The 12,030-nt window shown below is 69.6% G+C and carries 12 protein-coding genes; 8 read left to right on the top strand and 4 right to left on the bottom strand.

The features are described from left to right. Positions 1-424 precede the first annotated feature (424 nt). Positions 425-2,635, bottom strand: a complete 2,211-nt coding sequence (locus KDK82_RS15505) for a rhodanese-like domain-containing protein (protein WP_088165552.1) — start codon at positions 2,633-2,635, stop codon at positions 425-427. 234 nt (positions 2,636-2,869) lie between these two features. Between KDK82_RS15505 and KDK82_RS15510 the strand changes: the two genes are divergently transcribed. Then, positions 2,870-3,859 (top strand): tripartite tricarboxylate transporter substrate binding protein, encoded by a 990-nt coding sequence (locus tag KDK82_RS15510; RefSeq protein WP_012207573.1) that lies wholly within the window; start codon positions 2,870-2,872, stop codon positions 3,857-3,859. Positions 3,860-3,874: 15 nt separating this feature from the next. Here KDK82_RS15510 and KDK82_RS15515 read toward each other — a convergent pair whose 3' ends face one another. Both KDK82_RS15515 and KDK82_RS15520 read right to left on the bottom strand, forming a co-directional pair. Then, positions 3,875-4,291: a tautomerase family protein gene (locus tag KDK82_RS15515; protein WP_013800576.1), complete on the bottom strand. Its 417-nt coding sequence runs from the start codon at positions 4,289-4,291 to the stop codon at positions 3,875-3,877. 71 nt (positions 4,292-4,362) lie between these two features. Beyond that, positions 4,363-5,169 carry an SDR family oxidoreductase gene (locus KDK82_RS15520; RefSeq protein WP_016450777.1) on the bottom strand — a complete coding sequence of 269 codons (807 nt, stop codon included), beginning with the start codon at positions 5,167-5,169 and terminating at the stop codon, positions 4,363-4,365. A 161-nt stretch (positions 5,170-5,330) separates the two neighbouring features. Here KDK82_RS15520 and KDK82_RS15525 point away from each other — a divergent pair, with 161 nt between their 5' ends. The 4 genes from KDK82_RS15525 to KDK82_RS15540 all read left to right on the top strand — a co-directional run bounded on the left by KDK82_RS15525 (position 5,331) and on the right by KDK82_RS15540 (position 8,357). Continuing rightward, entirely contained in the window at positions 5,331-5,858 is a 528-nt protein-coding gene (locus KDK82_RS15525) for a helix-turn-helix domain-containing protein (protein ID WP_043824381.1), read from the top strand. 8 nt (positions 5,859-5,866) lie between these two features. Then, positions 5,867-6,670, top strand: a complete 804-nt coding sequence (locus KDK82_RS15530) for an AraC family transcriptional regulator (RefSeq protein ID WP_088165553.1) — start codon at positions 5,867-5,869, stop codon at positions 6,668-6,670. A 93-nt stretch (positions 6,671-6,763) separates the two neighbouring features. Beyond that, complete coding sequence (locus KDK82_RS15535; RefSeq protein ID WP_034397168.1) at positions 6,764-7,384, top strand: GlxA family transcriptional regulator; 621 nt, start codon at positions 6,764-6,766, stop codon at positions 7,382-7,384. Between the two features lie 13 nt (positions 7,385-7,397). Then, on the top strand, positions 7,398-8,357 hold the full coding sequence (locus tag KDK82_RS15540) for a DMT family transporter (protein ID WP_256974501.1): 960 nt from the start codon (positions 7,398-7,400) through the stop codon (positions 8,355-8,357). A 41-nt stretch (positions 8,358-8,398) separates the two neighbouring features. Here the strand turns inward: KDK82_RS15540 and KDK82_RS15545 are convergent, their stop codons facing one another. Continuing rightward, positions 8,399-8,962 (bottom strand): fasciclin domain-containing protein, encoded by a 564-nt coding sequence (locus KDK82_RS15545; RefSeq protein WP_013800571.1) that lies wholly within the window; start codon positions 8,960-8,962, stop codon positions 8,399-8,401. A 312-nt stretch (positions 8,963-9,274) separates the two neighbouring features. Here KDK82_RS15545 and KDK82_RS15550 point away from each other — a divergent pair, with 312 nt between their 5' ends. The 3 genes from KDK82_RS15550 to KDK82_RS15560 all read left to right on the top strand — a co-directional run bounded on the left by KDK82_RS15550 (position 9,275) and on the right by KDK82_RS15560 (position 11,996). Further along, the gene (locus tag KDK82_RS15550; RefSeq protein WP_065348051.1) at positions 9,275-10,246 is read left to right on the top strand and encodes a ferritin-like domain-containing protein; all 972 of its coding nucleotides are present in this window, start codon (positions 9,275-9,277) and stop codon (positions 10,244-10,246) included. A gap of 91 nt (positions 10,247-10,337) precedes the next feature. After that, a complete protein-coding gene (locus KDK82_RS15555) occupies positions 10,338-10,580 on the top strand; it encodes a hypothetical protein (RefSeq protein ID WP_088165555.1) in 243 nt (80 codons plus the stop codon). A gap of 45 nt (positions 10,581-10,625) precedes the next feature. Beyond that, on the top strand, positions 10,626-11,996 hold the full coding sequence (locus tag KDK82_RS15560; protein ID WP_088165556.1) for an Nramp family divalent metal transporter: 1,371 nt from the start codon (positions 10,626-10,628) through the stop codon (positions 11,994-11,996). The last annotated feature ends 34 nt before the right edge of the window (positions 11,997-12,030 follow it).

The following is a 12,030-nucleotide window of genomic DNA, read 5'->3' on the forward strand; positions in this document are numbered from 1 at the left end:
AGCCTCAGCCCACGAAAAACAGCCGAGCGCAACAATGGCGCATCGGCTGTTTTGCATTTCCGGCTGTTGGCTGTTGGCTGTTGGCTGTTGGCTGTTGGCTGTTGGCTGCCCCCAGCCTCCTCCCCCTTCTGCCCACGCCTGCGTTGGGCGGGATGCGGGGTGACAAGCCTGCCGAAGGACAGGCTTGCTTCGTCATCTGACTTGCCGCAGTTGTTTGAGCGGCGCGCGAAGCGCAAAGCGAGTTCTGCGGCACACCCCGCATCCCGCCCAACGCAGGTCGCCCGCAGCGAAGCGAAGGGTCGTGGGCAGTTTGGGGCGCGCTTCTTTGCCCCGCTTTCTTGTCGCGCGACAAGAAAGCGGGTCGGCTGCCGGGCCGAAACCCGGCCCCGAAAAACAACCACCCGGCAGGGACAAAAAAAGCAACTCAGACAGGCACCAGCCGAATCTCAGAAGCCCACCCATCCCTCTCCAACTGCCCCACCAACCCCAACTCCCAATCCAGATAAGCCCGAAACCCCTCATCCCTCAACCCCAGATCCCGATGCGCATAAGGGCTGTACCACTGGTCATCATCCCCCGTCAGCACATCCGCATCCCCCTGCCCCAGCGGCAGCCCGGCAGCAGCCCAGGCAGAAGTGCCACCGACGACGGAACGCACATCGCGCCCGGTGCGCGCCGCCAGTTCGGCCGCCACGCTGCGCGCCAGCACGCCGTCCGGCGAGGTGAGCACCACCACCTGCGCTGGCGGCAGGGCCTGCACGAAGGAGGGCAGACGATCAGGCACGGCAAAGCGCGCACCGGCGATGTGCTGCTTCTCGAAGGCGGGCCGGCTGTCCACGTCGAAGACGATGGCCCGGCCTTCGCCCAGCAGTTCCTGCGCCTGCTGCACGGACAGCTGGGGCGCAGGCGCGTGGGAGGCGAGCACGCGCACGGGTTCGGCGCCGACCTCCAGGGTGGCCAGCGCGGGCGGAACGTAGGTGAAGACTTCCCAGCCCAGCTGGGCCAGCCAGGCGCCGGTGGTGAGGGCGCGCACGCCGTCCCAGTCGGCCAGCACGATGCGTGCGCCGCGCGTGGCCGCGTATTCGTCGGTGGCCTGCACGAGTTGGCCGCCCGGCGCCCAGCGCCAGCCGGGCAGGTGGCCGGCCTGGTATTCCTCGCGGGTGCGCACGTCGAAGCGGTAGAGCGTGCGTTCGGTGGCTTCGGACTCGAAGCGGGCCAGTTCGGCCGCATCAATGGATTGAACGCCCGCGCGCTGTGCCACGCTGGCTGCGCGTTCGCGTGCGGTGGCCAGGGCGACGGCGCCGGGCTCGGGCAGCGGGGTGCGGCGGCCATGGGCGAGCCTGCGGCCGGTGAGCAGCCAGTCCATGGTGCCGTTGCGCAGCGAGACGACCGGGTTGGGGATACCGGCGTCGATCAGGGTCTGCGCGCCCACGATGGAGCGCGTGCGGCCCGCGCAGTTGACGACGACCAGGGTTTGCGGGTCCGGGGCGATTTCGCCGATGCGATAGACCAGTTCGGCCCCCGGCACGCTGAGCGCAAAGGGCAGGCTGAAGGCCGCGAATTCCTCGGGCGTGCGGCTGTCGACGACGACGATGTTGTCGCCGCGCTGCACACGCGCCCCCAGATCATCCGAGGTGATCCAGGGCGTGTGCTTTTCATGCTCGATGACTTCGCCGAAGGCCTTGCTGGGCACGTTGGTGCCGCTGAAGATTTCCAGCCCCTCGGCCGCCCAGCCTTCGGTGCCGCCTTCGAGCACGGAGACATTGGGCCAGCCCAGGCGCACCAGCTTGGCCGCAGCCTCATGGGCCAGGGAGCCGTCTGCGTCCACCAGCACGATGCGCGTGCCCCGGCGCGGCACCAGGCGGTCGATGAGCTGCTCCAGCCGCCAGGCCGGGGCGGGCGCCGCGAACAGGATGTGGCGATGTGCGAAGACACCGGCCTCGCGCACGTCGAGCACGGCGATTTCCTCGCCGTCGGCCAGGGCCTGCCGGAGCGCGGCGGGCGTGACCAGCGCATGGCGAATGGACTTGGGCGGGCCGAAGGTGCGGAAGCTGCCGCCCTCCAGGCTCTCAAAGACCACGCGCTCGGGCATGCGCTCCAGGCCGCGCCCGTAGAAATGCAGGTGCAGGCCGGGCTCCTCGCCGATCAGCTCGATGGTGTGCACGTCGGTGGGCGTGAGCACTACCGAGGTTCCGCTGCCCACATCGACGCTGCGCCCCACCGCCAGGGTGTCGCGCAGCGGGTCGTCGGTCTTGCCGCGTGTGAAGAATACGTTGCGCTCCACGCCTTCGACGCCCGCGATGATGGCCCAGGTGGTGTGGTCATGCGGCGGCTGGGACTTGCCCGGCAGGCCGGTGGACAGGTACAACGCATAGCGCCCGCCCAGGTCTTCGCTGAGGCGGTAGACCTGGGCCGGGTTGCTGGCCGAGACGGGGAAGTGCGCGTGCGGGAACAGTTCGCGCTGCAGGCCCAGCGCCTCCAGCTCGCGGGCCACGGCCTGCAATTGCTCGGGCGTGGCGTGCTCCGGGTTGGGGAGCAGGCGCCGGGCCGTGGCGATGAAGCCGGTGATGGCGGCTGCGCGGCGGCTGGCCACGTCGCTGCCGCTGAAGTCGATGGAGAGATGGGTCTGTGTCATGGGAGTGCCTGGGAGGACGTTCGCGGGAGGACACGAAGTTAGGCCTCTCCCGCCCTGGCGCCAACGACGCATTGCAGATATGGATATGAGCTTTGGGCACTGCGCGCGCATGCGTGGCGCAAGCGTGACGCACGTTGTGCGGCAGCCGCATATGCATAGCCGCAATGCTTAGTTCACGCCGCGCCAGGAGCCTCCCAGACTGCGGGCATCGACTCTCTGCACTCCGGCACTCCCATGATCCGCACCCCGTCTGCGCTGCGCGCACTGCTGCTTCCCCTGTTCTCCGCCCTGGCCCTGCACGCGCCTGCGGCCCTGGCCTCGGCCGACAGCTTTCCGAACAAGCCGGTGCGCATCATCGTGCCCGTGGCGCCAGGGGGCAGCGCCGACAAGCTCACGCGCACGCTGGCCGACAAGCTGGCCGCGCTGTGGGGCCAGTCGGTGGTGGTGGAGAACGTGGCCGGGGCCAGCGGCACCATCGGCGCGGCCAAGGTGGCCAAGGCGGCGCCCGACGGCTACACGCTGCTGCAGCAGGGCGAGGGCCTCACGCTCAACGGCCTGCTGTTCGCCCAGCTGCCCTACGACACGCAAAAGGCCTTCACGCCCATCATCAAGGCCGTGGTCAATCCGCAGGTGCTGGTGGTCAACCCCGCCACGGGCCTGAACACGCTGGGCGACTACTTGGCGCGCGCCAAGGCCAAGCCGCAGAGCATCAGCCTGGGCCTGCCCGGCAATGGCGGCATTGCCCATGTGGCGCATGAAATCCTCACGCAGGAGACGGGCGCCAAGGTCAACTACATCCCCTACCCGGGCGGTGGCCCGGCCTCGCTGGACGTGCTGGGCGGCCATACCGACGCCACGCTGATCACGCTGGCCGCCGTGACCGAGTACGTGCGCGCCGGCAAGCTGCGCGCCCTGGCCGTGACCACGCCCTACCGCTCCGACGCCCTGCCCCAGGTACCCACCATGGCCGAGGCCGGCGTGCCCGGCTTCTCGGTGGAAAGCTGGCAGGGCTACTTCGCGCCGGCCGGCACGCCCGCGCCCATCGTCGCCAAGATCAACCGCGACCTGCAGACCGTGCTGCAGGCCCCCGATGTGCGCGCCCAGCTGGAGCACATGGGCTTCAAGGTGGCGGGCGGCTCCCCGGCCGACCTGGGCCAGAGCCTGCAAAGCGAGCGCCCGCGCTACGCCCGCGCGATCCAGTCGGCGGGGCTGTCGCTGCGCTGAGATGCAGGTAGGTCCTCAGAGGGGAGAGGGCCGATTGTCCAGGCGCCACTTCTCCCCCTCGGGCGTGCCCGGCACGGGCGGGCGCAGGCCCTGGATGCTCCAGAGGCTGAAGGGCGTCTCGTCCACATGCATCTCCCAGCGCAGGCCACGGTCGGCAATGAAGGGGGACAGTTGCCGCCGCACGCCTTCGAGGAACCGTGTCTTGGTCTCCTCGTCGCGGATCTGCCGCGCGATGTGGTCCACGGAGATGCGCACGAAATCATCCGCAGGCTCACCGCCGATGAAGAACGAAGTGCGGGCGACGGCCTCGAACACCACGCCCACGTAAAAGCGCGGCAGGTCGCCGTAGACGGCCGTGATGCGCTGGGCGATGGCCTGTTTGTCTTCATCGCTGAAGGCGTTTTCGGGGTGGTAGATCTTCCACAGGGGCATGGTTTTCTCCGGGTGCAAAAAAGAGGAGGTTTCGGGAAATCCGGGCTGGCGACGCGGCGGGCCGTCAGGCGTCAGGCGGGCTGGCCTGCATCCGCGCCCTGGTAGCGCGCTGCCGGCACGCCGCTGAGCGTCAGCGCCTTGACGAGATTGGCGCGCGATTGGTCAAAGTCCAGCCAGGCGGTCGTGCTGCCCAGCGTGGGAAAGCAGATGGCCTCGCCCTGGTCGAGTGCGACCAGGGCCGTATCCACCAAGGCCTCGGGCGACATGAACAGGTGCTCGGGAAACGGCGCGGGCTTGCCGCCGAAGAATTCGGAGCGCACCAGGCTGGGCATCACTGCCTGCACCATGACGCCGCTGGAAGCGAGCTCGGCCTGCAGCGAGCGCGTGAAGTTCAGCACATAGGCCTTGGAGGCGCCATAGCTGGAGGCGCCTGGCACCGGCATCACGGCCAGGATGGAGCCGATGTTGATCAGCGTGCCCCGGCCGCGCGTGGCGAAAAGCCGCGCCGCCGCCAGCGACAGCCGCGTCAGCGCATGGATGTTGACCATGACCATGCGATCGACCTCGCCTGCATCCACCTGGGCGGCCGGGCCCAGGGCTCCCAGGCCGGCGCAGTTCACCAGCATGCGGATGTCACGCTCACCCGACAGCAGCGCCGCCACGCGCTGCAGGCCGGCGGCGTCGGCCAGGTCGGCGGCCACCACCTCGACCTCGCGGCCATGCGCGCTGCGCAGCCGCTGCGCCAGCGCCTGCAGCCGGTCCTCGCGGCGGGCCACCAGGATCAGGGAATGGCCCCTGGCGGCCAGGCGGTCTGCGTAGACGGCGCCAATGCCGGATGAGGCGCCAGTGACGATGGCGGTGCCTTGATGCGTGCTCATGAAGGAGGTCCTTGCTTGAAAAAGCCGTGGTTGATAGTGGCTCCAAATATAAACTCCAATCATTAGAGTTACAAGCACGCAATCCACCTTTGCGGGCCGGGCTTGCGTTTTGCTGAGACACTCCAGGCCTGCGACAACCGCGAACACACAAGGGAAACCCCATGCGATCCAAGAGCTTCGAGGGCATGGCCTGCTCGATCGCCACCGCGCTGGAGGCCGTAGGCGACCGCTGGGCCATGCTGGTGCTGCGCGACCTGATGCTGGGCCTGAGCCGCTATGACGACCTGAGAAAGTCCACGGACATCACCAACGCCACGCTGACCGACCGCCTGCGCCAGCTGGAGCAGACAGGCCTGGTCGAGCGCCGCCTCTACCAAAGCGGCCCGGACCGCTACGAGTACCTGCTCACGCCCAAGGGCCGCGACCTGTCCCTGGTGATCCAGGCGCTGGCCCAGGTCGGCGACCGGTGGCGCCTGCAGCAGCAGGCCCAGCCGCCCATGCGCTTTGTGCGTGCGCAGTCAGGCACGCCCCTGCGGCTGGCGCTGGTGGAGGAGGAATCGGGCCGCAGCGTGCCTTTTTCCGAGCTGCGCGTGGAGGCCGGCCCCGGCGCGGACGACCTGACGCGCTGGCGGCTGTCCAAGCTGGCCGCGCAGGCCAGGACGCCGGCAGCGGCCCCCGGCGCGGATTGACACCGGCCATGGCCGCGCCCATACCCGGCAAGCGCCCGCAACGCGCCCTGACCTACCGCCGCCACTGCGCGCTGGGCGGCGTGGAAATCCTCAGCGGCCATGCGGTGCAGCACCGCTATCCGCGCCACTTCCACGACACCATGGGCATTGCCGTCATCCACGGCGGGCGCGAGCTGTGCTGGAGCCGGGGCGCCGAGCGCGAGTTCACGGGTGGCGATATCGCGCTGTTCAACGCCGGCGAGATCCACGACGGGCGCCCGGGCGGCGAGCAGGGCTGGACCTACGACATGCTGCATGTCGAGCCCGCCCGCATGCACGCGCTGCTGGGCGTGCGCGATGGCTGGTTCGACGCCGTCAGCCTGCGCGACCCGCAGACCCGGGCCTGCGTCCGGCAGTTGCTGCAAGGCCCGCAGGACGGCCTGGCCGCCGACGAGGCCCTGCTGGCGCTGCTGCGCCGCGTGGTGCACAGCCCCGGCCGGCCGCATGCGCCCGATGGCGCCAGCGCGGCGCTGCTGCGCGAGTTCATCGACGCCCATGCGGACCAGGAGCTGGGCGCCGCGCGGCTGGCCGCCGTCTGCGGACTCAGTCCCGAGCACGCCATCCGCAGCTTCAGCCGCCGCTACGGCATCACGCCCCATGCCTACCACCAGGCCCGCCGCGCCGAAAGCGCCCGCGGCCTGCTGCGCGGCACGCTGGCGCTGAGCGAGGTGGCACTGTCGCTGGGCTTCTACGACCAGAGCCATTTCTCCAACTGGTTCCGCCGCGCGCATGGCGTGGCGCCTTCGCAGTACCGCCAGGCCATGCGGCCCTGAGCGGCCTTGAGCGGCACGGCCTGATCAATTCCGTCCAAGACCGCGCGCTGCGGCCTGCCTAAGCTGCCACTCCTCGACAGACAGGAGTGGTGGATGAAGACACGGACCGTTGGATTTTTCGTCTTTGATGGCGTGGTGCTGCTGGAGTTTGCAGGGCCGCTGCAGGTGTTCGATGTGGCTGCGCGCGTGGCCGTGCGGCGCGGGCTGGCGGCCTCGCCCCCGTTTCAGCCCGTGGTGATCAGCCGCAGCGGCGCTGCCGTGCGCACGCGTGAAGGCGTGGGCATCCAGGCACAGGCCAGCCTGCAGGACCATCCCCCGCTGGACCTGCTGATCGTGGCCGGCGGCGCCCTGCAGGCCGAACTGGCCGCGCCCGAGGTCGCCGCCTGGCTGCGACAGGTGGCCGGCAGCAGCGAGGTGACGGGCTCCGTCTGCGTGGGCTCCTTCCTGCTGGGGCGGGCGGGGCTCCTGGACCAGCGCGAGGCCACCACGCACTTCGAGGACACGGAAGACCTGCGCGCCATTGCGCCGGCTGCCCGCGTGAGCGCCGACAGGCTGTGGATCGACGAGGGCGCCATCGTCACCTCGGGCGGTTTTGCGGCGGGCATCGACATGGCCCTGCACCTGGTGGAGCGCCTGCTGGGCGCGGAGATCGCGGCCGAGACGGCACGCCAGCTCGAATACCGGCGGCGCAATGCCGCCGACCGGCAAGCGTGACGGAGCCATGCGCATGAACGGAAAGACAAGCTACCTGGCGCTGCTGGCCGTGGGCGGGCTGATCCTGAGCCTGTCCGGCGTGGCCGTGGCTTTCAGCAGCATGGGCACCAGCGCCATGGGCTTTTACCGCATGCTGCTGGGCGGCCTGGGGCTGGCCGGCTTTGCCCTGTGGCGGGGCCTGCGCTGGCGCATGACGCGCCAGGCCCTGCTGTACGCCTGCCTGGCAGGCGCCGCGCTGGCGCTGGACCTGTACTGGTGGCACAAGAGCATACGCATGGTGGGGCCGGGCCTGGGGGCCATCCTGACCAACTGCCAGTCGTTCTTTCTGGCGGGGCTGGCCTGGGCGGTGTTCCGCGAGCGCATCACGGTCGTCTACTTCGTGGCGCTGGTGCTGGCGGCCACCGGCATCCTCATGGTGTCGGGCGCGGGCCTGCCCGTGGCCTCAGGCCCGGATTCGGCGTCCGAGCACTGGCTGGGCGTGGCCCTGGGCCTGGCCTCGGCGGCGGCCTATGCGCTGTGCGTGGTCTTCATCAAGAAGGGGCAGACCCCGCCGCACGCCACGCATCCGGCCGTCAACATGGCCGTGCTGTGCGCCGCCGCCACGCCCTGCCTGCTGGCAGCCGCGTGGCTGGAGGGCGAGTCGCTGGCCATTGCCAGTGCGGCCGATTTCGGCACGCTGCTGCTGTACGGCCTGCTGGTGCAGGGCGTGGCCTGGCTCATGGTGAGCACGGCCGTGCCGCATGTGAAGGCCTCGCTGGCCGGCCTCATCCTGCTGGCCGAGCCCATAGGCACCTATGCCATCGACGTGCTGTTCTTCACCGCCCGACCCACGCCGATGGCGCTGGCCGGCATGGCGCTGACGCTGGCGGCCATCTATGCGGGATCGACCTATGGGGGGGCGCCCTCCGGCGGCGCGCCCTCTGGCGGAGCGCCCGCAAGGCGCATGGCGAAGGCGCAAGGCTCCGGTCACTGACCACGGCGGTCAGTGGCCGGCCCGCTCGCTGCCTGTGCCGTTCACTTGGGCAGCAGCACCTTGTCGATCACGTGGATCACGCCGTTGGACTGGTAGACGTCGGGGATGGTCACCGTGGCCGTGCCGCCCTTTTCATCCGTCAGCATGATCTTGGAGCCGCTGGACTTGGCCACCAGCGTGCCGCCGCTGACGGTCTTGATGCTGGCCATGCCCTTGCCGTCCTTGATCATCTTGGACAGCGCCGCTGCATCCCACTTGCCGGCCACCACGTGGTAGGTCAGCACGGTGGTCAGCGTGCCCTTGTTCTCGGGCTTGAGCAGGGTGTCCACCGTGCCTGCGGGCAGGGCCTCGAAGGCGGCATTGGTGGGCGCGAACACGGTGAACGGACCCGGGCCCTTGAGCGTATCGACCAGGCCCGCCGCCTTGACGGCTGCGACCAGGGTGGTGTGGTCCTTGGAGTTGACGGCGTTGTCGATGATGTCCTTGGACGGCAGCATGGGTGCGCCGCCCACCATCACATCGGCCATGGCGGCCACGGAGGCAGCCGACATCACGATGGCCAGGCCGAACGAGGCCAGCTTGCGGGTGTTTTGAATCGAGACCATGGAATGCTCCTAGCGGGTTGATGACAAGCCGAACGATTCCGGCTGATCTGGATACGCAGCGCAGCGGGGTCTGGATTCAAAAAAGAAAAAGAAACGGCGGCATCCGCAAACCGTTACCGGCGCTTTCAATTGCGGCACATCCAGACCTGCGCGGCCTGCGTACTGCCGGATAGCGGGGACGCATCCCATTCCCCTGGAGCAGGTGGCCACCTCTTCAGTGGAACGCGCTTTCGCCACACCCGTGTGCTTTCGGCCGGAGGCGCATTCTTCACGTTGACCGTTCGCGCCTGCCGCGAACCGAGAGGAACCATCATGTCCGACGAATCAGTGTTGATCGGGGTTTTGCAAAAACGTGCCAAGAAGCTGGAGGACAGGCGCCAGTTCTTCCGCAAGACCAGCGGCGTGGCCGTGGGCATGGCGGGCGGGGTGATCCTGTCCGCCTGCGGCGGTGGCGGGGGCGACGCGAATGCGCAGGCCAACGGGCCCACGGATGCGGAGATCCTGAACTTCGCCCTCAACCTGGAGTATCTGGAGTCGCAGTTCTATCACTACGCGGTGTTCGGCACTGGCCTGCCCGCCAACCTGCAGTCGGGCGTGGGCACGCAGGGCGCCATCACGGGCGGCCGTGCCGTGGCCTTCAAGGACCCCGTGGTGGCGCAGTACGCCAAGGAGATCGCCCAGGACGAGATCGCCCACGTGGCCTTTTTGCGCGCGGCGCTGGGCTCGGCTGCGGTGGCGCAGCCGCAGATCGACATCGGCGGAACCGACCCGAACGGCGCATTCTCGGTGGCCGCGCGAGCGGCCGGCCTGGTGGGCGCGGGCACGGCCTTCGATCCCTATGCGAGTGACGAGAACTTCCTGCTGGGAGCCTTCATCTTCGAGGACGTGGGCGTCACCGCCTACAAGGGCGCATCGCCGCTGATCACCAACAAGACCTATCTGGAGGCAGCCGCCGGCATCCTGGCCGCCGAGGCCTACCACGCAGGTCTGGTGCGCACGGTGCTGTACGCCAAGGGACTGGCCACGCCCGCGCTGCGCACGGCGGCCGGCGCCATCTCGGATGCGCGCGACAGCCTGGACGGCTCCACCGACGTGGACCAGGGCATCACGGGGGACGCCACCACGTCCAACATCGTGCCGCTGGATGCCAACGGCATCGCCTACAGCCGCTCGCCGGGCGACGTGCTGAACATCGTGTACCTGACCAAGGACACGGCGACCAAGGGCGGGTTCTTCCCGGCCGGCGTGAATGGATCGCTGGTGATGAGCAGCGCCTACGCCTGACGCGGACCGCCCGCCTGCCCCGCACCGGCCGGGGCAGGCGGGCTTCCCCGGGGCTGGCCCGAGACAAGCGTTCCCCTGCCAAGGAGTTGCCATGATGTCCCTTCTGCCTTCCTCATCCGCCCCCAGCACGCCGGGCCGCACGCCGGCCCGCACGCCGCGGCGCCTGAAACCTGCCACCGTGGCGCGCCGCTGCGTGGGCAGCCTGATTCTGCTGGCCGGCGCGGTCATCGTGACCGGAGATCTCGTGGCGCTGTGGCGCGGCGCAGGCACTGATGCCGCACCCGCCGCCGCAGCCATTGCGCCCGCCAGCGGCCTGGTGCCAACGGCCCAATAGGCATCTCCTCTGCAACCGCGTGCCCCCGCCGGCGGAAAGGCCCCCATGAACGACACCGTGCTTGCGGCCGAACAGGGCCGCTTCGGCGCCATCGAGCCGGACCACGGCCACGCGGGCACGCCCAGCCTGCCGCAGGTGCATCGCAGCATCGTCGTGCCGCGCGGCGCAAGCCGCTCGGACAGCGCGCGCCGCGTGCTGGCGTTTGCCGGGCCAGGCTACATGGTGGCCGTGGGCTACATGGACCCTGGCAACTGGGCCACTTCCATCGCGGGCGGCTCGCAGTTCGGCTACTCGCTGCTGGCGGTGATCTTTGCCTCCAACCTGATGGCCATGCTGTTCCAGGCGGCGGCCGTGCGCCTGGGCCTGGCCAGCGGGCGGGACCTGGCCCAGGCCTGCCGCGCGCAGTTTTCCCCGCGCATCAACCTGGTGCTGTGGTTCTTCTGCGAGATCGCCATCGTGGCCTGCAACCTGGCCGAGGTGCTGGGCATGGCCATCGGCCTGAACCTGCTGTTCGGCCTGCCGCTGGTGGCCGGGGTGTGCATCACGGTGGTGGATGTGATGCTGATCCTGGCGCTGCAAAGCCGGGGCTTTCGCTGCCTGGAGTCGATGGTGATCGCCCTGGTGGCCGTGATCGGCCTGTGCTTTGCCGCCCAGCTGGTGTGGCTGCAGCCGCCCGTGGCGGCCGTGCTGCGCGGCCTGCTGCCGGGCATGGAGATCGTGGCCAATCCGCAGATGCTGTACCTGGCCGTGGGCATCGTGGGGGCCACGGTGATGCCGCACAACCTCTACCTGCATTCGTCCATCGTGCAGACACGCCGGCATGACACCACGCCCCAGGGCACGCGGCAGGCCATCCGCCTGGCCACGCTGGACTCCACGGTGGCGCTGGGGCTGGCGCTGTTCGTGAACGCCGCCATCCTGGTGGTGGCGGCCGGCGCGTTCAACCGGCCCGGCCAGGCGCCGGTGACCGAGCTGTCGGACGCCTACCACCTGCTGTCGCCGCTACTGGGCGTGGGCATCGCCAGCGCGGTGTTCGGCGTGGCGCTGCTGGCCTCGGGGCTGAGTTCTTCGGTCACGGGCACGCTGGCCGGGCAGATCGTGATGGAGGGCTTCTTGCAGATCCGCCTATCGCCTGCGCTGCGCGCCCTGCTGACGCGCTGCATCGCCATCGTGCCCGCCGTGGTGGCCACCGCCTGGTATGGCAGCACCGGCGCCAGTGCCCTGCTGGTGTTCAGCCAGGTGGTGCTGAGCCTGCAATTGCCGTTTGCCATCGTGCCGCTGCTGCTGTTCACCACGCGGCGCAAGACGCTGGGCGAGCTGGCCTTTGGCCCAAGGATGGCGGCGGTGCTGTGGGGCTGCGCGGCCCTGGTGGTGTCGCTGAACCTGTGGATGCTGCAGCGGCTGCTGATGGCCTGAGGCGCCCTGAGGCTGTCCCGAGGTGGCCCCGGCG

Origin of the sequence: Delftia sp. K82, from assembly GCF_002193035.1 — a bacterium.
Taxonomy (GTDB): Bacteria; Pseudomonadota; Gammaproteobacteria; order Burkholderiales; family Burkholderiaceae_C; genus Comamonas; species Comamonas acidovorans.